Source organism: Streptomyces sp. NPDC059832 (assembly GCF_042731715.1).
Classification (GTDB): Bacteria; Actinomycetota; Actinomycetes; order Streptomycetales; family Streptomycetaceae; genus Streptomyces.
Genome location: NZ_JBHWIY010000004.1, coordinates 485,104 through 504,834, shown reverse-complemented (window position 1 = coordinate 504,834; position 19,731 = coordinate 485,104). Strand labels below are relative to the sequence as shown.

Below are 19,731 nucleotides of genomic sequence, written 5' to 3'. Positions count from 1 at the left end.
CTTCGCGAGGACGTCAGTCCTTCGCGAGGACGAACGAGGCGCGCTGCACCGGCTCGCCCGGCGCCTTCGCCTCGACCAGATACGTACCGGGCCCCGCCGTCCCCGCGGGCGGCGTCGCGCACTGCGGGGAGCTCTTCCTGCGGTCCCACTCCACGGTGTGGACGACGGTCTCGCCCGCCGGAACCCTCAGCAGCAGAACGCCCGCGTCGCGCGGGCAGTCCTTGGAGGACCACACCTGGCTGTCGTCGCCGCCGGCCTCGGTGATGGTGAGCACCGCGCTCTTCGGCCCGAGGTCGGCCTTGCAGGTGGTGGCCGAGGTGTTCTTGACGACCAGCTTGAACTTCGGCTTCTCGCCGGGGCTGTAGTTGAGCTCGGTGCTCAGGCTCAACCGCAGTGCCGCGGAAGTGCAGTCGGGGAGCGGGGAGGAGGCCGGGACCTGCCGGCCGGCCGTACCGCCACCGCTCGCGCCGCCGGCTCCGGTGTCCGTACCGCCGCCGGCGTCCGTACCGCCGCCGCCCGTGGCGTCGCCCGCGCCCGTACCGCCGCCGTCACCGCCACCGCCGTCACCGCCCGAGTCGCCCGACTCGTCGCGTCCGCCGGGCTGTTGGGTGATGGCCGGGCCCGATCCTCCGGGGCCCGGCGTGATCTCGTGTGCGGGGCCCGACCCGGCGGGCCGGGAGTCGTCCTTGCTCTCCTTGTCCCCGCCCGAGGTGACGACCCATACGATCAGCAGCGCGAGCAGCGCAACGAGCGTCGCCGCTACGGCCCTCCGTCGCCAGTAGATGGTGGAGGGAAGCGGACCGATCGGATTACGCAAAGATCCCACGGCTCAAACTGTACGAGAGATCGGCACCAACTCCCGCCCCACCCGCCGCCCTGGGTCTCAAGTTTTACGGATCATCATCACGGACGGCCCGTTCCGGCCCCGTACCACCGCCGAGTTGGCCTCCGGGCATCGCCCGGATGAACTCCCGGTTTCATTGACTACCCTCTGTCACATGGATAGTTCAGTTACGGCCCCGCTCTACCGGGACATCACCGACTTCGCACATGACATGCCGTCATGGGTGCAGCATCTGGCCGAGATATGGACGGAGCTCGGGCTCCTGGTCTTCGGTGCCCTGTTCATCACCGGGTGGTGGCGTGCCCGGAACCAGGGCGACGGCGCCCTGGCGCTTGCGGTGCTCGCGCCCGTCGCGACGGCCTTCGGCTATGTGGCCAGCGAGGTGCTCAAGTCGGTGGTGGACGAGGAGCGCCCGTGCAGAGCGGTCGTCGGCGCCGCGGCCTCGCTGGTGACCTGCCCGCCGACCGGCGACTGGTCGTTCCCCAGCAACCACTCCGCGATTGCCGGTGCGGCGGCGGTCGCTCTGGCGCTCGCCCGGCCCCGGCTGGCCTGGCTCACGGTGCCGATGGCTCTGCTGATGGCCTTCTCCCGGGTCTTCGTCGGCGTGCACTATCCGCATGACGTGGCGGTCGGGCTGCTGCTGGGCGCCGTGGTCTCGGCCGTGGTGGTCGCCGTGCTGCGCCGCCCGGCACAGTCGCTCGCCCGGACGGTGCGGAGCAGCCGGGCGCCGGTGGCGGCCTGGGCGTCGGGGCCGGGCGAGGCCCCGGCCGGCCGCTCCCGGCATCGGGCCAAGCGGCGCTGACGGCTCCGGCCGAACCCGGCCGGGCCCGCTTGGGCCGGTTGCCGGACCGCCGGGGCGCGGACGGGTGGCATTATCACCCCAAGGGCCCTCAGGAGGAGCAACACCACCGTACGCGGAACCGTCGTCCGCCCTTCCGTGCCAGGATCGGCGGTGCGATGACTGCCATGACTGCGACACAGACGCCCCCCACCTCCCTCCATTCCCCCGTGATCGGGTGGTTCGACCAGCACGCCCGCGATCTGCCCTGGCGCCGCCCCGAAGCGGGCGCCTGGGGCGTGATGGTGAGCGAGTTCATGCTGCAGCAGACCCCCGTGAACCGGGTCCTCCCGGTGTACGAGCAGTGGCTCGCCCGCTGGCCCCGTCCCGCCGACCTGGCCGCCGAACCGCCCGGCGAGGCGGTCCGCGCCTGGGGCCGGCTCGGCTATCCCCGCCGGGCGCTCCGCCTGCACGGAGCCGCGCAGGCCATAACGGAGCGGCACGGCGGCGACGTACCGAGCGAGCACGGCCAGCTGCTCGCCCTGCCCGGGATCGGCGAGTACACCGCGGCGGCCGTGGCCTCGTTCGCGTACGGGCAGCGGCATGCCGTGCTCGACACGAACGTCCGCCGGGTGTTCGCACGGGCCGCGACCGGGATCCAGTACCCGCCGAACGCGACCACCGCCGCCGAGCGCAAGCTCGCCCGAGCGCTGCTCCCCGAGGAGGACGAGCGGGCCGCCCGCTGGGCCGCCGCGACGATGGAGCTCGGGGCCCTCGTCTGCACCGCGAAGAACGAGGACTGCACCAGGTGCCCGATCGCCGGGCAGTGCGCCTGGCGGCTGGCCGGGAAGCCCGCCCACCAGGGGCCCCCGCGGCGTGGTCAGACCTACGCCGGCACCGACCGGCAGGTCCGCGGACGGCTGCTCGCCGTGTTGCGCGAGGCCATGACGCCGGTGCCACAGTCGGCGCTGGACGCGGTGTGGGACGAACCGGTGCAACGTGCCCGCGCGTTGGACGGCCTGGTCGCCGACGGCCTGGTCGAACCGCTGGCCGGGGGGCAGTACCGGCTGCCGCTGAGCTGAGCTCCTCGCCCGCTCCGCTCCCCCGCTGTTACACAACCGATGGACAGCCGTGCGTCGGCGTATGGCTGCTCCGCACAACCCCGTGACAACAGCTCCGTAGCGTCTTCGACATCAGCCCGACCGATCGATGGCTGACGGCGGTACTACGGGGATCCACGGGGACGGAGGCGGTTGGAATGGCGCATGGCGAGGTGCTCGAATTCGAAGAGTACGTACGCACTCGGCAGGACGCGCTGCTGCGCAGCGCGCGGCGGCTGGTCCCGGACCCTGTGGACGCACAGGACCTGCTCCAGACCGCGCTGGTCCGTACGTACGGCCGCTGGGACGGCATCGCCGACAAGTCCCTGGCCGACGCCTATCTGCGCCGCGTCATGATCAACACCCGTACCGAGTGGTGGCGGGCCCGCAAGCTGGACGAGGTCCCCACCGAGCAGCTTCCCGACGCGAGCGTCGAGGACGGCACCGAGCAGCGCGCCGACCGCGCCCTGCTGATGGATGTGCTGGGCGTACTGGCTCCCAAGCAGCGCAGCGTCGTCGTGCTGCGACACTGGGAGCAGATGAGTACGGAGGAGACGGCTGCGGCGCTCGGCATGTCTGCCGGTACGGTGAAGAGCACGCTGCACCGTGCGCTGGCACGGCTGCGCCAGGAGCTGGAGAGCCGTGAGGCGGCGAGCAGGGAGGCCCGGATCCGCGAGGAGCGGGGTCCGGCGGCCGACCGCGCTCCGGTACGTGCGCGGGCGCAGGTGGGCAGGCATACGGACGAACGGGGGCGGGAGCGTTGCGCGGCCTGACAGCCAGCGGCGACGGGGACGACCGTGGCGGTGAAAGAGACGACGGTGGCCGCGCGGCCACCATCAGACGTGGCCGGGTACTGACCGGCTGGGCGGCGAGCGCCACGACCCTGGTCGGGCTCGCCGCCTTCGGGCTGCTCACTGTCGGCTGCTCGACCGGCGGCACCGGCACCCGGGACGAGGGCCCGGCCGGCACCCAGCCCGTCGCCCAGGTCACCCCCAGCGACGAGCCATCCTCCTCCGCGAAACCCTCCTCGCGGATCGATCCCGTGACCCTGCTCAAGCACGACCCGAAGGTCAGCGAGCGGGTCAGAACGGATCTGAGGCCCTGCACCGGCTCCGAGTACCCGGTGGACACCTCGTACGGCACCATGACCGGCGGTCCCTCGGCCGATGTCGTGGTGAACGTGATGACCTGCGGCGATTCGGTGGGCGTCGGCACCTATGTGTACCGCCCGCGGACCAACGGCGGGTACGAGAACGTGTTCGCCATCGAGCAGCCCGCGGTCTACGGCACCATCGACCGCGGTGATCTGGTGGTGACGACCCAGGTGTACGAGAAGAAGGACTCGGTCGCGTACCCCTCCGGCGAGGAAGTGATCACCTACCGCTGGGCGGGCAGCCGCTTCAACGAGCACGACCGGGTGCACAACGACTTCAACCGAGCCGTCGGCAGCGGCGGAGCGGCTCTTCCGGGGGCCGCCGAACCGGCGGGGAACTGAGAGCAGCCTGATGGCCGAGACCCACGTCCTGTTCGTCGAGGACGACGACGTCATCCGCGAGGCCACCCAGCTGGCGCTGGAGCGCGCCGGCTTCGTGGTCACCGCCATGCCCGACGGCATGTCGGGCCTCGACGCCTTCCGGGCCGACCGCCCCGACATCGCCCTGCTGGACGTGATGGTGCCGGGGCTCGACGGGGTCAGCCTCTGCCGTCGCATCCGCGACGAGTCGACGGTGCCCGTGATCATGCTGTCCGCCCGCGCGGACTCGATCGATGTGGTGCTCGGCCTGGAGGCCGGCGCGGACGACTACGTCACCAAGCCCTTCGACGGGGCCGTCCTGGTCGCCCGGATCCGTGCCGTGCTGCGCCGTTTCGGCCATGCCTCGGGCGGTCAGCCGGGCAACGGGGAGCCGGAGCCGCAGCCCGTCGGCGGGGTGCTGGTCTTCGGCGATCTGGAGGTCGACACCGAGGGCATGGCGGTCCACCGGAGCGGCGAACAGGTGGCGCTGACCCCGACCGAGATGCGGCTGCTGCTGGAGTTCTCCGCGGCGCCCGGCACGGTGCTCTCCCGCGACAAGCTCCTGGAGCGGGTCTGGGACTACGGATGGGGCGGTGACACCCGGGTCGTGGATGTCCATGTGCAGCGGCTGCGCACCAAGATCGGCCAGGACCGGATCGAGACGGTCCGCGGCTTCGGCTACAAACTCAGGCCATGAAGCGGCCGGCCCTGCGGACGGGAGTCCGCTGGAAGATCAGCATCGCGATTGCCGCGGTCGGCGCGCTGACCGCGGTCGCGCTCAGCTTCGTCGTCCACAACGCGGCCCGGGTCTCGATGCTGGAGAACGCCCGCGAGGTCCAGCTGGAGCGGCTGACGTACGCGCAGCTGCTGTACGAGGCGACGAAGACGAAGAAGGCCGACCCCCGGTTCGGCGCCAAGCTCAACGACCCGACCATGCCCCGCAGCCTGCGCGCGGAGACCGCCAGGAACCGGCGCGCCACCCACGTCGAGGAGTCCGCCACGGGGGTGCCCGACGTGTGGGCGGCGGTGCCGGTCGGCCACGGCGACGTGCTCTCGCTGCACACCCGGTTCGCGGGCCGCAGCTCCACGATCATGCGCGATCTCGACCGGGCGCTGATCATCGGCTCGGTCTCGGTGGTGTTCGGCGGCTGTGCGCTGGGTGTGCTGATCGGCGGGCAGCTGTCGCGCCGGCTGCGCAAGGCGGCGGCCGCGGCGGGCAGGGTCGCGCAGGGCAACACGGATGAACGGGTCAGGGAGGCCGTCGGCGGTGTCGTCCAGGACGAGACCGATGAGCTGGCCGGTGCGGTGGACGCGCTGACGGACGCGTTGAACGCGCGGATCGAGGCGGAGCGCCGGGTCACCGCGGACATCGCTCACGAGCTGCGTACGCCGGTGACCGGGCTGCTGACGGCGGCCGAGCTGCTGCCGCCCGGCCGCCCCACCGAGCTGGTACGGGACCGGGCGCAGGCGATGCGCACGCTCGTCGAGGACGTGCTGGAGGTGGCCCGGCTGGACAGCGCGTCGGAGCGGGCCGAGCTCCAGGAGGTCGCGCTGGGCGAGTTCGTCAGCCGGCGGATCGCGCTGCTGGACCCGGACGTGCGGGTGCGGGTCGTGCACGAGTCCTGGGTCAGCACCGATCCGCGCCGGCTGGAGCGCATCCTCGGCAATCTGCTGGGCAACGCCGCCAAGCACGGCGCCACTCCGGTGGAGGTCACGGTCGAGGGCCGGGTGGTCCGGATCCGCGATCACGGTTCCGGGTTCCCAGCGGCGCTGCTGCGCGAGGGGCCGAGCCGGTTCCGTACCGGAAGCAGCGACCGGGCCGGGCGCGGGCACGGTCTCGGGCTGACGATCGCGGCCGGTCAGGCGCGGGTCCTCGGAGCCCGGCTGACCTTCCGCAACGCGGCGCCGGAAGGGGCGGCGCAGGGCACAGGCGGCGCCATCGCCGTGCTGTGGCTGCCCGAGCACGCGCCGACGAACACCGGCAGCTTCCCGATGCTCCAGGTGTCCGAGCAGCGGGGCCCGGACGGCGACGAGGCGCAGAGCACGAAGTCGGGCCGCGGGCGGTCCGACGGCTGAGCCGGACACGGCGGCCGGCCTCCGGGGGCCGGATACGACGGGAGGCTCCCGGGGCGCGCGCCCCGGGAGCCTCCTCGTACACCGCGCAGGGTCAGACGGCCTCGGCCTGCTTGGTGACCGGGCCCGCTCCGCGCAGCGGTACCTCCTTGACGAAGACCGAGGCGACCAGGGCGATCAGGCCGACCGAGGCGCCCACGAGGAACGCGATGTGCGTGCCGGAGGACACCGCGAACTGGTAGGCCTCGCGGGCCGCCGCCGGCAGCTTCGCCAGGCTCGCCGCGTCCAGCTGCGCGGACTTCGCGGTGGCCGCCCCGCCGCCGCGGGCCATCATCTCGTCCTGCACCCGCCCGGTGAACAGCGCGCCCATGATCGCGACACCGAAGGAGCTGCCGAGCGTACGGAAGAGGGTCGTCGCCGAGGAGGCGACGCCCATGTCCTTCATCTCCACGCTGTTCTGCGCGACGAGCATCGTGATCTGCATCAGGAAGCCCATGCCCGCGCCGAGCACCGCCATGTAGACGCCGGAGGTGAACCGCGTGGTGTCGACGTCCATCCGGGAGAGCAGGAAGAGACCGGTCACCATCAGCGCGGAGCCCACCACGGGGAAGATCTTGTACTTGCCGGTGCTGGTGGTGACCCGTCCGGCGATCAGCGAGACGACCATCATCGCCAGCAGCATCGGCAGGAGCAGCAGACCCGAGTTGGTCGCCGAGGCGCCCTGGACGGACTGCTGGTACAGCGGCAGGAAGAGCACCGCGCCGAACATCACGAAGCCCGCCATGAAGCCGACGACGGACATCAGGGTGAAGTTGCGGTTGCGGAAGATGTGCAACGGAATGATCGGTTCTGCTGCCTTCGTCTCGACGAAGAGGAAGCCGACGAGCGAGGCGACACCGATCGCGATGAGCTCCATGATCACGGCGGAGTTCCAGTCGTACTCCGTACCGCCCCAGGTGGTCACCAGCACGATCGAGGTGATGCCGAGGGTCAGCAGCCCGGCGCCGAGGTAGTCGACCTTGGCCTGGGCCGCCTTCCGCTTCGGCAGGTGCAGCACGATGGTGACCATGGCGAGGGCGACCGCGCCCAGCGGCAGGTTTATGTAGAAGCTCCAGCGCCAGCCGAGGTGGTCGGTGATGGTGCCGCCGACCAGCGGTCCGCCGATCATGGCGATGGCCATGACCCCGGCCATCATGCCCTGGTACTTGCCGCGCTCACGGGGCGGGACAAGGTCGCCGATGATCGCCATGACGCCGACCATCAGGCCGCCCGCGCCGAGCCCCTGGACCGCCCGGAAGCCGATCAGCTGGCCCATGTCCTGGGCCATACCGCTCAGCACCGAGCCGATCAGGAAGATCACGATGGACGTGAGGAAGATGCCCTTGCGCCCGTACATGTCACCGAGCTTGCCCCAGATGGGGGTGGAGGCGGCGGTGGCCAGGGTGTACGCGGTGACGACCCAGGACAGGTGCTCCAGGCCGCCGAGGTCACCGACGATGGTCGGCATGGCCGTGCCGACGATCAGGTTGTCCAGCATGGCGAGCAGCATCGTGATCATCAGGGCGAGCATCACCACCCGGACGCTGCGCTGCTGCGTCTCGGGTTTCCCGGCCGGGCGGTCGACGACTGCCGCCGTCCCGCCCGCCGCCTTCTTCAGATCGGACATCGATCCCCACTCCCCTGTGATCCCCTGTGCGGGCCGGACACTTACTTGCCGCCCGGCTAGTAACTACACTGGGGAAAGTAGACCCCCAACTAGCCGGGCGTCAAGTAAGTTTTTTTAGGGAGAGCTTCATGGGGAGCACGCCGCACCAGCGCCGTGGCAACACGCGCCAGCGCATTCAGGACGTCGCCCTGGAGCTCTTCGCCGAACAGGGCTACGAGAAGACCTCGCTCCGCGAGATCTCCGAGCGGCTGGATGTCACCAAGGCCGCGCTGTACTACCACTTCAAGACCAAGGAAGACATCCTGGTCAGCATCTTCGAGGACCTCAACCGTCCGGTCGAGGAGCTGCTCGCCTGGGGCAAGGAACAGCCGCGCACCCTGGAGACGAAGAAGGAGATCCTCAGCCGCTACAGCGAGGCCCTGATCGGCGCCGCCCCGCTGTTCCGCTTCATGCAGGAGAACCAGGCGGCCGTACGGGACCTGAGCATCGGGGTGACGATCAAGCAACGCGTCGTCGCCCTGTTCGCCCTGATCCAGGAACCCGGCGCGTCACTGACCGACCAGGTGCGCTGCTCCACCGCGCTCTTCGCGACGCACGCGGGCCTGTTCGCCCTCAAGGACCTCGAAGGCGACCCCGAGGAGAAGCGCAAGGCCGTCCTCGAAGTCGCCTTCGAACTGGTCACCCGGGCACATGGCCAGGAGTCCGCGGAGTAACGCGGGCAAGGGTCCGCGGGGCAACGCGGGCAGGGGGCGTCCGGATCAGACGCGCACACCCTCCTTGTGCAGGAAGCTGACCGGGTTGACTGCGGAGCCGTAGTCGGCGGTGTGCCGGATCTCGAAGTGCAGGTGCGGGCCGCTGGAGTTGCCGGTGTTGCCGGAGAGCGCGATCTTTTCGCCCGTCTTCACGGTCTCGCCGATGCGCACTTCGATCTTCGACAGGTGGGCGTACTGCGAGTACGTGCCGTTGGCGTGCTTGATCACGACGGCGTTGCCGTACGCGGGTCCGTCGCCGCCGCCGTTGGGGCCGGCCTTCACGACGGTGCCGGTGTGCGCGGCCTCGACCTTGGTGCCGACCGGCACGGCGAAGTCCTGGCCGGAGTGCTTGTGCGCCCAGCGGCTGCCGTCGTTGCCGAAGCTCGCGCTCAGCTCGTAGCGGCTCACCGGGGCCTCCCAGCCGTGGGCCTTCTTCAGGGCGGCCTTCTTCGCCGCGGCCGCCTTCTTGACCGCCGCCGCCTTCTTGGCCGCGGCCTTCTCGGCGACCTTGCCCTGCACGGCCGCCTGCTCGGCGACCGATTCGGCCGCGCCGGTGTTGACCAGGTTCACGGAATCCGGGGTGCCCGCCGAGCCGGCCGCGAACGCAGCGCCCGCACCGAGAACCATCGACGTCCCCAGGCCGGCTGCCACGACGGCGCCACGGACACGGGACAGGGACGGGCGGCGGGAGTGCTGGAACGAAACGCGCTTCGACATAAGCGGAGAACCTCCGGAGATGACTGGACCCGGCGCTCCGGCCGGGCTGGCCATTCCTTGGTAACCCGCACCCCGGCCATTGCTCAAACACCCCATCTACGAACAAAAGCCGTATCCGGATCCCCGGGAATTCGCCGCAGCAGGTTTCGCGCGACGCGCGCCCGAACCCGTCGAAACTCTTGTTTCCGGCCAGGTTTAACCCCAGCTCCAAACCGCTCGAATCGGACAGATCCTGGCGATCCGGGCCCCTGGGTGTCCGGCATCGAAAGCCCCCTCCACCGCAGGGCCGAAGGTCCCCGCGCCGATCACGGCACCCTCCCCTACCGCGCCTAGTAGGCCCGGAACGGGCTGTGCGCCTTGTCACCGCCGGCGGGCCCGAAGGCTGTCCGTTTCGGGACCATCGGCCTGTGCGCGGGACAGCCCTTAGGCTGACCCGACGACCAGGCCGACTCCGGGGGACATGCCATGGCCAGTGACGCCGCAGCCACCAGCGACATGGACGGCATCGAACTCGCCGATGCCGTCGAGTCGATCCGCAACCAGCTCATCGACGCCGCGGGCCGCGCCACCGGCCGCCCCGTGGCCTTCGAGGTCGGCGACATCCAGATGGAGTTCACCCTCGAACTCCGCAAGGAGATCAAGGGCGGCGGCAAGGTCAAGGCCTGGGTGGTCGAGGCGGGCGCCGACGCCTCCCGCGCGACCGGCCGCACGCACAAGGTCGCGTTCACCCTGAAACCGCGCGACGTCGCGACCGGCGGGCCCTGGCAGATCGGCCACGGGGACCAGGGCAGCACCGCCCACTTCGGCGGTGGGGCGGCACGGCCGTGACCACCGCGCCGCCCACCGCGCCGCCCACCGCGCCCGCGGCGCGCACGGTCGTCGTCCTCGGCGCCGGAACCGTCCAGGGCAGCGGCGCCCTGCTCACCGACCGGCTCGTGCTGACCTGTGCCCATGTGGTCCGGGGCGGCAGCCGGGCCACCGTCGCCCACCCCGGGCGGGCGGACCACGCGACGGCAACGGTCGCCTGGGTCGACCACGACCTCGACGCCGCCCTCCTGCTGACCGCCGACCCGGTGCTCCCCGTCTCCGCGGTGCGGCTCGGCGTCCTCCACTCCGAGCAGGCGGTCTCCGGATGCGAGATCACCGGCTTCCCCGACATCCAGCGGTACGGCCCCGAGCGGCATCTGGAGGCCGACCAGTACACGGCCACCGCCCTGCCGATGGCCGGACACCTGCGCGGACTGCTGGTCTGCGAGCTGGACGGCCCGCCGCCCCCGGGAAACGACTCGGAGCCCCCGTCGCTGCGCGGCATGTCCGGCGGACCGGTCTTCGCCGGGAACGTCCTCATCGGCATCGCCCGGCAGATCCCCCGGCAGCGCGGCGGCCGGCGCGTGGAGTGCGTACCGCTCGCCCCGCTCATCGCCTCGCAGCCGTTCGAGCTCGTCTACCGCCAGACCGGCACGGCGCTGCGCCACGAGCAGGTCCACGGCCGCTTCCCCGGGGACGCGCGGTACGAGGAGGAGTACGCGGCGGCGCTCGGGGCCGCGTACCGCCGTACGAAGATCTTCGGCCTCGACGAGCTGGGCCGACGCGACTCCGAGTGGGATCTGGACACCGCCTACCTGAGCCTGGAGGCCCAGCAGACCTCCGGGCGCGCGGGGCCGCCGCCCATGCGGATCGACACGCTGCTCCCGGACCGCCCCCGGGTCCTGCTGCGCGGCGACGCGGGCGCCGGGAAGACCACGCTGCTCTGGTGGCTGGCGGCGCACGCCTCGGCCGGCACGCTGGGCCCGGAGCTGGCCGCGCTCAACAGCCTGGTCCCGTTCGTCGTACCCCTGCGCACCCTGCGCGCCCAGGGCGGCACGTTCCCCGCCCCCGCGCAGCTCCCCGACGCGGCCCGGCTGGTGATCGACGAGGCCCCCGGGGGCTGGGTCGGCCGGGTGCTGGAGTCGGGCCGGGCGCTGCTGCTGGTCGACGGTCTGGACGAGGTCCCGCGCGACGACCGCGAGCAGGCGCACCAGTGGCTGTCCCGTCTCCTCGACCGGTACCCGGACATCCGCTGTGTGGCCACCGTGCGCCCGCTGGCCGTCGAGCCGGGCTGGCTGATGTCCCAGGACTTCGACGAGCTGCGGCTGCTGCCGATGCGGGACGAGGACATCGAGGCCTTCGTCGCCGCCTGGCACCGGGCCGCCCGGCTGGACGACGAGGACCACGAGACGCTCGGCAGGCTGGAACGGGACCTGATCCAGCAGTTCGCCCAGAACCGGACCCTGCGCGATCTGGCCCGTACGCCACTGCTCTGCGCGGTGATCTGCGCCCTGCACCGACGCCGCCAGGGCATCCTGCCGGAGACCCGCTGGAGCCTGTACGACTCGGCCCTCACCATGCTGCTCGGCGACCGCGACAAGCAGCGCAGGATCGAGGCCCCCGAGGGCATCACGATGAACGTGGCGGAACAGGCCCAGCTCCTCCAGCGCATCGCGATCTGGCTGGTGCGGGGCGGCCAGTCGGAGCTCCACCGCTCCGCGGCGCTGCATCAGCTGGAGCGCGCCCTGCCGGGCATGGAACGGCTGCGCGGCCAGGGCTCGGCCGAAGAGATCCTGACCCATCTGCTGAACCGCAGCGGAGTCCTCCAGGAGCGTGCCGACGACGTCTACCAGTTCGCCCACCGCACCTTCCAGGACTTCCTCGCCGCGAAGGAGTTCGTCGAGGGCGACCAGCTGAACGAACTGCTCGGCCGGGCGGGCGCACAGCACTGGTACGACGTCATCCTGCTCTCGGCCGGCCACTGCGGCCGCCGTGAACACCCGGTACTGGTCAACGGGCTGCTGGACGCGCGTCCCGGCCTCGCCGACACCGTGACCCGGGACGAGGTCGTCGTCCTGGCAGCGCTCTGCGCGCAGCACGCGACCTGGCTGGACGAGACGACACGGGACAGGGTCCGCACGGCCGTCGGGGCGCTGTTCCCGCCGAAGGACGGCGGGGACGTACGGCTGCTCGCCCGGCTCGGTCCGGCCGCTCTGGACTTCCTGCCCGACCCGGACCACGTATCCGGCAGGGAGCAGGCCGACCTGTTCATCGACCTGATCAGCGAAATCGGCGGAGCGGAGGCCGTACCGCACGCCCGCCGCTGGGCACTCGCCCACCCGGCACACAGCCACCTGTTCGAGGCGTACTGGAACAGGTATCCGGTACGGGCATACGCCCAGCAGGTCCTTGCCATCTGCGATCTGACGCACGACGCCCTGCAGATCGACGCCCCGGAGAAGCTGGCAGCACTGCGCGACCTGCCGTCCGCCACGAACCTGGAGATCGCCGGGGCCCTCACCGCCGCCGAACTCCACGCCACCCTGCGCGACGGCCCATGGACCGGACTGGCCTTCCTGCGGAACCCCTACCTGACCGACCTCTCGTTCCTGACGGACTGCGCCGAGCAGCTCAAGTCCCTGTCACTGAGCGACTGTCCCGGCGTACGGGACCTCGACCCGCTCACCGGGCTCCCCGCGCTGAAGTCGGTCGAGCTCGACATGAGCCATCTCCCCGGCAGTGCACTGGCCGCCACGGCTTCGGGAGCACTGCACTCCCTGTGGCTCAGCCGCCTGACGGCCGAACGGCTCTCCCAGCTGCCCGCCCACCCTGAGCTGAGCACACTGACCATCGAGCAGGCAGCCTCGCTGGAGGTGGACTCGCTCGACGGCTGGACGAACCTGCGCCGGCTCGGACTGGGAACCCGCACCCCGGTCCGACCGCTGCTCGCCGCTCTCCGGCGGGCTCCGCAGGTGACCCACCTCACCCTGCCCCTGTCGTCCGCGACGGAGTTCGCCGGGGAACAGCCCGTGCCTTCCCTCGGCAGCCTGGACCTCTACCTCGACACCGATGTGCTCGAAATGGAACAGATCCCCCGGGTCTTCCCCGCTCTGAAGCGGGTGGCGATCGTTTCGCCCAGGCATGTCGACCGCATCGACATTTCCCCGATCCGGGCGATGCCCAACTGTGAGGTGGCGGCCGGCCCCGCAACGATCGTGGGCGACGACCCACCCCGCTGACCCCTCGGCAAAGGGGCTGCCCCGGACCGTTCGCACGGTCCGGGGCAGCCCCTTCTGCTTCTGCTCAGGCGCTCGGGGGCGTCCTCACACGTCCTTCGACATGTTCGGGCCCGCGCCGCCTGCCGCCTGCTCGATCGGGGGGACGTCGGGCAGCGCCGACTTCTCCTCGCCGCGGAAGGTGAAGGTCTTCTCCTCGCCCTCGCCCTCGGTGCCGACGACCACGATGTGACCGGGGCGCAGCTCACCGAAGAGGATCTTCTCGGAGAGGATGTCCTCGATCTCGCGCTGGATCGTCCGGCGCAGCGGCCGGGCGCCCATCACGGGGTCGTAGCCCTTCTTCGCCAGGAGCGACTTGGCTTCCGAGCTCAGCTCGATGCCCATGTCGCGGTCCTTCAGGCGCTCGTCCACCTTGGCGAGCATGAGGTCGACGATCTGGATGATGTCTTCCTCGGTGAGCTGGTGGAAGACGACCGTGTCGTCGACACGGTTGAGGAACTCGGGGCGGAAGTGCTGCTTGAGCTCTTCGTTGACCTTGTTCTTCATCCGCTCGTAGCCGGTCTTGACGTCACCCTGGGCGGCGAAGCCCAGGTTGAAGCCCTTGGAGATGTCCCGGGTCCCGAGGTTGGTCGTCATGATGATGACCGTGTTCTTGAAGTCCACGACCCGGCCCTGGGAGTCGGTCAGGCGACCGTCTTCCAGAATCTGGAGCAGGGAATTGAAGATATCGGGGTGGGCCTTCTCGACCTCGTCGAAGAGGACGACGGAGAACGGCTTGCGGCGCACCTTCTCGGTGAGCTGGCCGCCCTCTTCGTAACCCACGTAACCGGGGGGAGAACCGAAGAGGCGGGAAACCGTGTGCTTCTCGCTGAACTCCGACATGTCGAGGGCGATCAGCGCGTCCTCGTCGCCGAAGAGGAATTCGGCGAGCGTCTTGGAGAGCTCTGTCTTACCGACACCGGACGGGCCGGCGAAGATGAACGAGCCACCGGGGCGCTTCGGGTCCTTCAGACCGGCTCGCGTACGGCGGATCGCCTGCGAGAGGGCCTTGATGGCGTCCTTCTGCCCGATGACGCGCTTGTGGAGCTCGTCCTCCATGCGCAGCAGACGGGAGGACTCCTCCTCCGTCAGCTTGAAGACCGGGATGCCGGTCGCGGTGGCGAGGACCTCGGCGATCAGCTCGCCGTCGACCTCGGCCACGACGTCCATGTCGCCGGCCTTCCACTCCTTCTCGCGCTTGGTCTTCGCCGCCAGCAGCTGCTTCTCCTTGTCACGGAGGGAAGCCGCCTTCTCGAAGTCCTGGGAGTCGATGGCCGACTCCTTGTCGCGGCGGACGCCCGCGATCTTCTCGTCGAACTCGCGGAGGTCCGGCGGCGCGGTCATCCGGCGGATGCGCATCCGGGAACCGGCCTCGTCGATCAGGTCGATCGCCTTGTCCGGCAGGAAGCGGTCCGAGATGTACCGGTCGGCCAGCGTCGCGGCCTGGACCAGTGCCTCGTCCGTGATGGAGACGCGGTGGTGGGCCTCGTAGCGGTCGCGCAGACCCTTGAGGATCTCGATGGTGTGCGGCAGCGACGGCTCCGCGACCTGGATGGGCTGGAAGCGGCGCTCAAGAGCGGCGTCCTTCTCCAGGTGCTTGCGGTACTCGTCGAGCGTGGTGGCACCGATGGTCTGGAGCTCGCCGCGGGCCAGCATCGGCTTGAGGATGCTGGCGGCGTCGATCGCGCCCTCGGCGGCACCCGCACCCACGAGGGTGTGGAGCTCGTCGATGAACAGGATGATGTCGCCGCGGGTGCGGATCTCCTTGAGGACCTTCTTCAGGCGCTCCTCGAAGTCACCGCGGTAGCGGGAGCCGGCGACCAGCGCGCCGAGGTCGAGGGTGTAGAGGTGCTTGTCCTTGAGGGTCTCGGGCACCTCGCCCTTGACGATGGCCTGCGCCAGTCCCTCGACGACCGCCGTCTTGCCGACGCCGGGCTCGCCGATGAGAACCGGGTTGTTCTTGGTGCGGCGGGACAGCACCTGCATGACCCGCTCGATCTCCTTCTCGCGCCCGATGACCGGGTCGAGCTTGGATTCGCGAGCGGCCTGGGTGAGATTCCGGCCGAACTGGTCGAGCACCAGGGACGTGGAGGGCGTGCCTTCCGCGGGGCCGCCCGCGGTCGCCGCCTCCTTGCTGCCCGAGTACCCGGAGAGCAGCTGGATGACCTGCTGCCGCACCCGGTTCAGGTCGGCGCCCAGCTTCACGAGGACCTGGGCGGCGACGCCCTCGCCCTCGCGGATCAGGCCGAGCAGGATGTGCTCGGTGCCGATGTAGTTGTGGCCGAGCTGAAGGGCCTCGCGGAGCGAGAGCTCCAGAACCTTCTTGGCCCGGGGCGTGAAGGGGATGTGCCCGGACGGGGCCTGCTGGCCCTGGCCGATGATCTCCTCCACCTGCTGGCGGACCGCCTCGAGCGAAATCCCGAGGCTCTCCAGGGCCTTAGCGGCGACACCCTCACCCTCGTGGATAAGGCCCAGGAGGATGTGCTCGGTGCCGATGTAGTTGTGGTTGAGCATCCGGGCTTCTTCCTGAGCCAGGACGACAACCCGCCGCGCGCGGTCGGTGAACCTCTCGAACATCGTTAATCGCTCCTCAGAGCGGTCAGGCAGTAAGGGGTCGGTCCCCTCCCTGTCCTTCCGCAGCTTAGTCCCGCAAGCGGGGACCGCTCATTCCAACTGCCGACACCGTCCTTGGCCTCCTGCCCCGAACGCTGACAACTTCTCCAACCCGATGGTGCGAGACGATGTTCCCGCAGGCCAGGCAGATACCCCTTTCGCCAGTACGCCGATGGCGAACGTGAGATGCCCGAACCTGCGTGTCGCCCCTCCCCACTAGGGATGTCTTACCCGCAATTACAGACAGTCCATGCGGTGCACGCCGGTTCCCTCCGCTACGGGCGAACATATTGGCGCTCCCGAATGCGCCCCTACGCACCCATCCCGGACACATTGCGCGCCCACTCGGGGACTCTGCGTAACCCCAGGGGTCTCCGGGCCGTTCTTCCGGCATGGCCATCACCGTCCCGCGTCCCGTGCCGTCGGTCACCGGCGGGCGGGAGAGCGGCGACTGCGCCCGGTGGGCGCAGTGGTACGAACGCGAACTCGGCTGGGCGACGGCGGGCACCGCACCGGTGCGCCTGCTGACCGGGCTGCGGTTCGACGTGCTCCAGGTTCCCTCGGCCGCCGGTCAGGCGGCGCTGCGGCGGCTGGACCGCACCGGGCCCGTGGCGCTGTCGGGCGCGCGGATGAGCCTGCTGGTGGCGGTGGGAAGCGCCGACGAGCTGCCCGGACTGCTCGACTGGCTGGAGTGGGGAGGTGTCGCCCTCTCCCTGACCGCCATCGGTGCGGGCGGCCGGATCACGGCGCCGGTGCCGCCCGGACGGATGGCGGGCCGGCCGGGGGCCGCCGCATGGCTGCGACCCCCTGGGCCACGACACGAGGAAGGGTCGGAGTTCCCGGCCCTCGCCGGCCTCGGGAGCAGGGGTGGGGGTGCTCCCGATCTCGTACGGCTGGTGGACGCGGTGGCGACGGAATGCCACCGGGCCCGGTTGATGCTGGCCCGGACAGGGCCGTCGACCGTCGGGTCGACGGCTCAGCCGTTGGCCTTCTCGTAAGCTTCGCGGATCTCCGCGGGAACACGGCCACGGTCATTCACATTGTGGCCGTTCTCGCGGGCCCACTTACGGATCTCGGCGGTGTCCTTGTTGCCACCCGTAACGGCGCGGCCCTTGCCACGGCCGGCCGACGCGCGGCCACCCGTACGCCGACCACCCTTGGTGTACGGCTCAAGAAGACCACGGAGCTTGTCCGCGTTGCTCGTCGTGAGGTCAATCTCGTACGTCTTGCCATCGAGAGCGAACGTGACCGTCTCGTCCGCCTCGCCGCCGTCGAGGTCATCGACAAGAAGGACCTGAACCTTCTGTGCCACTGGATTCCCTTTCATCGAAAATGCAGTACGCGGAAAGGAAACCGCTTTTCCCCGGAAAACACAAACCCCCGGGAGAGGTTCAGGATCACGAGAAGACGGGAAACATGCGCGATTCGGACATAGGGTTCCGGCTTCTTGTGGCGGTCGCAGATGACGGTCACAGATGCAGAAGCATCCGACTGTTGCCCAAGGTGTTCGGCTTCACTCGTTCGAGACCCAGGAACTCTGCTACACCCTCGTCATAGGAACGCAGCAGCTCGCTGTAGACATCTCCGTCGACCGGCGTCTCTCCGATCTCCACGAAGCCGTGCTTCGCGAAGAAGTCCACTTCGAAGGTGAGACAGAAAACCCGCCGCACGCCCAGCCAGCGGGCGGTCTGCAACAACTTGTCCAGCACTTGATGACCGACTCCGGCACCCCTGATGCTGTGATCGACGGCGAGAGTACGCACTTCGGCGAGGTCTTCCCACATCACGTGCAGTGCGCCGCAGCCGATGACACGGGCGTCCTCGTCGCGTTCCGCGATCCAGAACTCCTGGATGTCCTCGTAAAGCGTCACGGTCGCTTTGTCCAGCAGGATGCCTTCGCGTACGTACCCGTCGAGGAGACGGCGGACCGATGCCACATCGCCGGTCCTGGCACGTCGGACTGTGATGGCCGTGTTTATGACCGACGGTTCGGTACGGGAATCGGCATGCGGAAGCTCTGAGGACATACCCCCGACGCTATCGCCCGGCCCCCGGGCCCGCCCCATCGGCCGGATCTCCGGCCGCTTCTCCGGCTGGTTCATCGGCCGTTTCATCGCCCGGTTCATCGGCCGGTTCATCGGCCGGTTCACCCGTCGCCGCTCCGGCCGGTTCGCCGGGCGTGGGCCCGGGGGCTCCGGACAGGTTGGGCAGAACGATCCGCATGGCGTCCTGGAGGGCCTCGCGCTGCTCGGCGGACATCATGCCGAAGAAGGCGACAAGAGCGGCCGCGGGGTTGTCACTGCGCGACCAGGCTTCGTTCATCAGTGCGGCCGAGTAGGCGGCGCGGGTCGAGACCGCCGTATATCTATATGCGCGGCCGTCGACTTCCCTGCGCACCCAGCCCTTCTGATGGAGATTGTCCATTACCGTCATGACGGTGGTGTAGGCGATGGAGCGTTCCTGCTGAAGGTCCTCAAGGACTTCCCGCACGGTGACCGGGCGGTTCCATTGCCAGACCCGTGTCATCACGGCGTCTTCCAGATCTCCCAATTGGCGGGGCACAATGTCACTTTAGTGCCAGATGCCTGGAATGACCGGTTTATTTGAGCAGCAAAAGGGCGCACGGCTCCTGGTGAACCGTGCGCCCTTCGTGTGCTGCGGAGTGCCGGGGTCAGGCGCCGCCGGTCCGCGGTGTCTGCTGGACCGACTCGGCGCGGCCGATCGCCAGGTCCACGGCCGCGTCCTCCTTGGCCTTGTTGGGACCGCCCTGGCTCTTGACGATCGTCACGACGAGGCCGATGAAGAAGGCGGCCATCACCACGGGGGGCACGAGCGCGGATACGTAGTCCATGGCGTCCAGAGTAGCGAGGCCGGTACGGACTTCCGCGCCGCCCCTCCGCTACCCCGCGGCGCGCTCCTCCTCCTGCGGCGGCGCCGGGCGACGGCGGGGCGGGAAGACCTCCGAGGGCTTCGGCGCGGGGCGCCCGGACGGCCGGGTGGGCCGGGCGGGTACCGCCGGGACCTTGGGCCGTTCGGGTTCGGCGTCGGCCGCCCGGCCGCCGGGCAGGGCCAGGAGCCGGCTGCGCGGCGCGGGAGTCCTCGCCGACGCGACGCGTCCGGCGAGGCGGGCCTGTACCGACCGCTCCGCCAGCACCTGACAGCGCTCCAGGAGCGCCGCGGCCACCGGCCTGTGGCGCAGGGCGCGCAGCGCGGCGAGGTCGTCGGGGCCGGGGTCGTACCCGCCCGCCAGGGCGTCCTGGAGCAGCTCCAGGTAGCCGCCGACCGAGCCGGGGAGGGCGTTGCGGTAGCGGACGAGGTCGGCGAGGAGGAACGTGCGCAGCCGTCCCGCCTCGCCGACCGCCTCGTCCACGGCACCGGCCAGCCGCAGGCAGTCCTGGACGTCCTCGTCCGGCAGGGGCATGGGGTGAAGGGCGATGGCGAGGGCGCGTCGGAGCACACGCAGCTCGTCCGCGCTGAACGCCATGCCGCCGCGTGATCCGTATGGCGTGGGCATGGAGCGACAATACGTGCTAAATGGACAAAATCGGCTTAACTGGCCGTCGGCGGCGCGGCGGCGGCCCCGCCCCCCCGCG

At 70.3% G+C, this 19,731-nt stretch carries 19 protein-coding genes; 10 read left to right on the top strand and 9 right to left on the bottom strand.

Going from position 1 to position 19,731, the window contains the following annotated elements; translation table 11 throughout:
• Positions 1–13: 13 nt before the first annotated feature.
• Complete coding sequence (locus tag ACFV8T_RS10095) at positions 14–826, bottom strand: hypothetical protein (protein WP_385326200.1); 813 nt, start codon at positions 824–826, stop codon at positions 14–16.
• A 172-nt stretch (positions 827–998) separates the two neighbouring features.
• On the opposite strand from ACFV8T_RS10095, the gene ACFV8T_RS10090 reads away from it, so the two are divergent.
• From ACFV8T_RS10090 to cseC, 6 genes are all read left to right on the top strand, one after another.
• Positions 999–1,646: a phosphatase PAP2 family protein gene (locus ACFV8T_RS10090; RefSeq protein ID WP_385326198.1), complete on the top strand. Its 648-nt coding sequence runs from the start codon at positions 999–1,001 to the stop codon at positions 1,644–1,646.
• 155 nt (positions 1,647–1,801) lie between these two features.
• The gene (locus ACFV8T_RS10085; RefSeq protein WP_266417737.1) at positions 1,802–2,704 is read left to right on the top strand and encodes an A/G-specific adenine glycosylase; all 903 of its coding nucleotides are present in this window, start codon (positions 1,802–1,804) and stop codon (positions 2,702–2,704) included.
• Positions 2,705–2,880: 176 nt separating this feature from the next.
• A complete protein-coding gene (locus ACFV8T_RS10080; RefSeq protein WP_385326197.1) occupies positions 2,881–3,495 on the top strand; it encodes a SigE family RNA polymerase sigma factor in 615 nt (204 codons plus the stop codon).
• The gene (locus tag ACFV8T_RS10075) at positions 3,483–4,217 is read left to right on the top strand and encodes a hypothetical protein (protein ID WP_385326195.1); all 735 of its coding nucleotides are present in this window, start codon (positions 3,483–3,485) and stop codon (positions 4,215–4,217) included. The genes ACFV8T_RS10080 and ACFV8T_RS10075 overlap by 13 nt, the downstream gene beginning before the upstream one ends.
• A 10-nt stretch (positions 4,218–4,227) precedes the next feature.
• Complete coding sequence (gene cseB, locus ACFV8T_RS10070; RefSeq protein ID WP_385326193.1) at positions 4,228–4,932, top strand: two-component system response regulator CseB; 705 nt, start codon at positions 4,228–4,230, stop codon at positions 4,930–4,932.
• A complete protein-coding gene (gene cseC / locus ACFV8T_RS10065; protein WP_385326191.1) occupies positions 4,929–6,311 on the top strand; it encodes a two-component system sensor histidine kinase CseC in 1,383 nt (460 codons plus the stop codon). Before cseB ends, cseC begins: the two co-directional genes overlap by 4 nt.
• A gap of 91 nt (positions 6,312–6,402) precedes the next feature.
• Here the strand turns inward: cseC and ACFV8T_RS10060 are convergent, their stop codons facing one another.
• Positions 6,403–7,974 (bottom strand): MDR family MFS transporter, encoded by a 1,572-nt coding sequence (locus ACFV8T_RS10060; protein WP_385326190.1) that lies wholly within the window; start codon positions 7,972–7,974, stop codon positions 6,403–6,405.
• A 128-nt stretch (positions 7,975–8,102) separates the two neighbouring features.
• Here ACFV8T_RS10060 and ACFV8T_RS10055 point away from each other — a divergent pair, with 128 nt between their 5' ends.
• On the top strand, positions 8,103–8,687 hold the full coding sequence (locus tag ACFV8T_RS10055) for a TetR/AcrR family transcriptional regulator (protein ID WP_385326188.1): 585 nt from the start codon (positions 8,103–8,105) through the stop codon (positions 8,685–8,687).
• A 45-nt stretch (positions 8,688–8,732) separates the two neighbouring features.
• Here ACFV8T_RS10055 and ACFV8T_RS10050 read toward each other — a convergent pair whose 3' ends face one another.
• Positions 8,733–9,443 (bottom strand): M23 family metallopeptidase, encoded by a 711-nt coding sequence (locus ACFV8T_RS10050; RefSeq protein ID WP_385326187.1) that lies wholly within the window; start codon positions 9,441–9,443, stop codon positions 8,733–8,735.
• Positions 9,444–9,908: 465 nt separating this feature from the next.
• On the opposite strand from ACFV8T_RS10050, the gene ACFV8T_RS10045 reads away from it, so the two are divergent.
• Both ACFV8T_RS10045 and ACFV8T_RS10040 read left to right on the top strand, forming a co-directional pair.
• On the top strand, positions 9,909–10,271 hold the full coding sequence (locus ACFV8T_RS10045) for a trypco2 family protein (RefSeq protein WP_385326185.1): 363 nt from the start codon (positions 9,909–9,911) through the stop codon (positions 10,269–10,271).
• Positions 10,268–13,489 carry an NACHT domain-containing protein gene (locus tag ACFV8T_RS10040; protein ID WP_385326183.1) on the top strand — a complete coding sequence of 1,074 codons (3,222 nt, stop codon included), beginning with the start codon at positions 10,268–10,270 and terminating at the stop codon, positions 13,487–13,489. Before ACFV8T_RS10045 ends, ACFV8T_RS10040 begins: the two co-directional genes overlap by 4 nt.
• 84 nt (positions 13,490–13,573) lie before the next feature.
• Here the strand turns inward: ACFV8T_RS10040 and ACFV8T_RS10035 are convergent, their stop codons facing one another.
• Positions 13,574–16,102: an ATP-dependent Clp protease ATP-binding subunit gene (locus ACFV8T_RS10035; protein ID WP_329820414.1), complete on the bottom strand. Its 2,529-nt coding sequence runs from the start codon at positions 16,100–16,102 to the stop codon at positions 13,574–13,576.
• A gap of 428 nt (positions 16,103–16,530) precedes the next feature.
• Between ACFV8T_RS10035 and ACFV8T_RS10030 the strand changes: the two genes are divergently transcribed.
• Positions 16,531–17,136, top strand: a complete 606-nt coding sequence (locus ACFV8T_RS10030; RefSeq protein WP_385326181.1) for an SCO3374 family protein — start codon at positions 16,531–16,533, stop codon at positions 17,134–17,136.
• On the opposite strand, the gene ACFV8T_RS10025 is transcribed toward ACFV8T_RS10030, so the two are convergent.
• The 5 genes from ACFV8T_RS10025 to ACFV8T_RS10005 all read right to left on the bottom strand — a co-directional run bounded on the left by ACFV8T_RS10025 (position 17,115) and on the right by ACFV8T_RS10005 (position 19,622).
• Positions 17,115–17,450 (bottom strand): Lsr2 family protein, encoded by a 336-nt coding sequence (locus ACFV8T_RS10025; protein ID WP_266417706.1) that lies wholly within the window; start codon positions 17,448–17,450, stop codon positions 17,115–17,117. The two genes, ACFV8T_RS10030 and ACFV8T_RS10025, sit on opposite strands and share 22 nt — an antisense overlap.
• Before the next feature lie 157 nt (positions 17,451–17,607).
• Positions 17,608–18,165: an amino-acid N-acetyltransferase gene (locus tag ACFV8T_RS10020; protein WP_385326261.1), complete on the bottom strand. Its 558-nt coding sequence runs from the start codon at positions 18,163–18,165 to the stop codon at positions 17,608–17,610.
• Positions 18,166–18,175: 10 nt separating this feature from the next.
• On the bottom strand, positions 18,176–18,700 hold the full coding sequence (locus tag ACFV8T_RS10015) for a BlaI/MecI/CopY family transcriptional regulator (protein WP_385326180.1): 525 nt from the start codon (positions 18,698–18,700) through the stop codon (positions 18,176–18,178).
• Positions 18,701–18,809: 109 nt separating this feature from the next.
• A complete protein-coding gene (locus tag ACFV8T_RS10010) occupies positions 18,810–18,989 on the bottom strand; it encodes a hypothetical protein (protein WP_385326178.1) in 180 nt (59 codons plus the stop codon).
• Positions 18,990–19,037: 48 nt separating this feature from the next.
• Complete coding sequence (locus tag ACFV8T_RS10005) at positions 19,038–19,622, bottom strand: hypothetical protein (RefSeq protein WP_385326259.1); 585 nt, start codon at positions 19,620–19,622, stop codon at positions 19,038–19,040.
• Between the last annotated feature and the right edge of the window lie 109 nt (positions 19,623–19,731).

Coding starts and splice junctions, on each gene's coding strand:
- cseC (WP_385326191.1), top strand. CDS start 4,929: ATGAAGCGGCCGGCCCTGCGGACGGGAGTCCGCTGGAAGATCAGCATC.
- ACFV8T_RS10080 (WP_385326197.1), top strand. CDS start 2,881: ATGGCGCATGGCGAGGTGCTCGAATTCGAAGAGTACGTACGCACTCGG.
- ACFV8T_RS10085 (WP_266417737.1), top strand. CDS start 1,802: ATGACTGCCATGACTGCGACACAGACGCCCCCCACCTCCCTCCATTCC.
- ACFV8T_RS10035 (WP_329820414.1), bottom strand. CDS start 16,102: ATGTTCGAGAGGTTCACCGACCGCGCGCGGCGGGTTGTCGTCCTGGCT.
- ACFV8T_RS10005 (WP_385326259.1), bottom strand. CDS start 19,622: ATGGCGTTCAGCGCGGACGAGCTGCGTGTGCTCCGACGCGCCCTCGCC.
- ACFV8T_RS10090 (WP_385326198.1), top strand. CDS start 999: ATGGATAGTTCAGTTACGGCCCCGCTCTACCGGGACATCACCGACTTC.
- ACFV8T_RS10050 (WP_385326187.1), bottom strand. CDS start 9,443: ATGTCGAAGCGCGTTTCGTTCCAGCACTCCCGCCGCCCGTCCCTGTCC.
- cseB (WP_385326193.1), top strand. CDS start 4,228: ATGGCCGAGACCCACGTCCTGTTCGTCGAGGACGACGACGTCATCCGC.
- ACFV8T_RS10045 (WP_385326185.1), top strand. CDS start 9,909: ATGGCCAGTGACGCCGCAGCCACCAGCGACATGGACGGCATCGAACTC.
- ACFV8T_RS10030 (WP_385326181.1), top strand. CDS start 16,531: ATGGCCATCACCGTCCCGCGTCCCGTGCCGTCGGTCACCGGCGGGCGG.
- ACFV8T_RS10055 (WP_385326188.1), top strand. CDS start 8,103: ATGGGGAGCACGCCGCACCAGCGCCGTGGCAACACGCGCCAGCGCATT.
- ACFV8T_RS10060 (WP_385326190.1), bottom strand. CDS start 7,974: ATGTCCGATCTGAAGAAGGCGGCGGGCGGGACGGCGGCAGTCGTCGAC.
- ACFV8T_RS10010 (WP_385326178.1), bottom strand. CDS start 18,989: ATGGACTACGTATCCGCGCTCGTGCCCCCCGTGGTGATGGCCGCCTTC.
- ACFV8T_RS10020 (WP_385326261.1), bottom strand. CDS start 18,165: ATGTCCTCAGAGCTTCCGCATGCCGATTCCCGTACCGAACCGTCGGTC.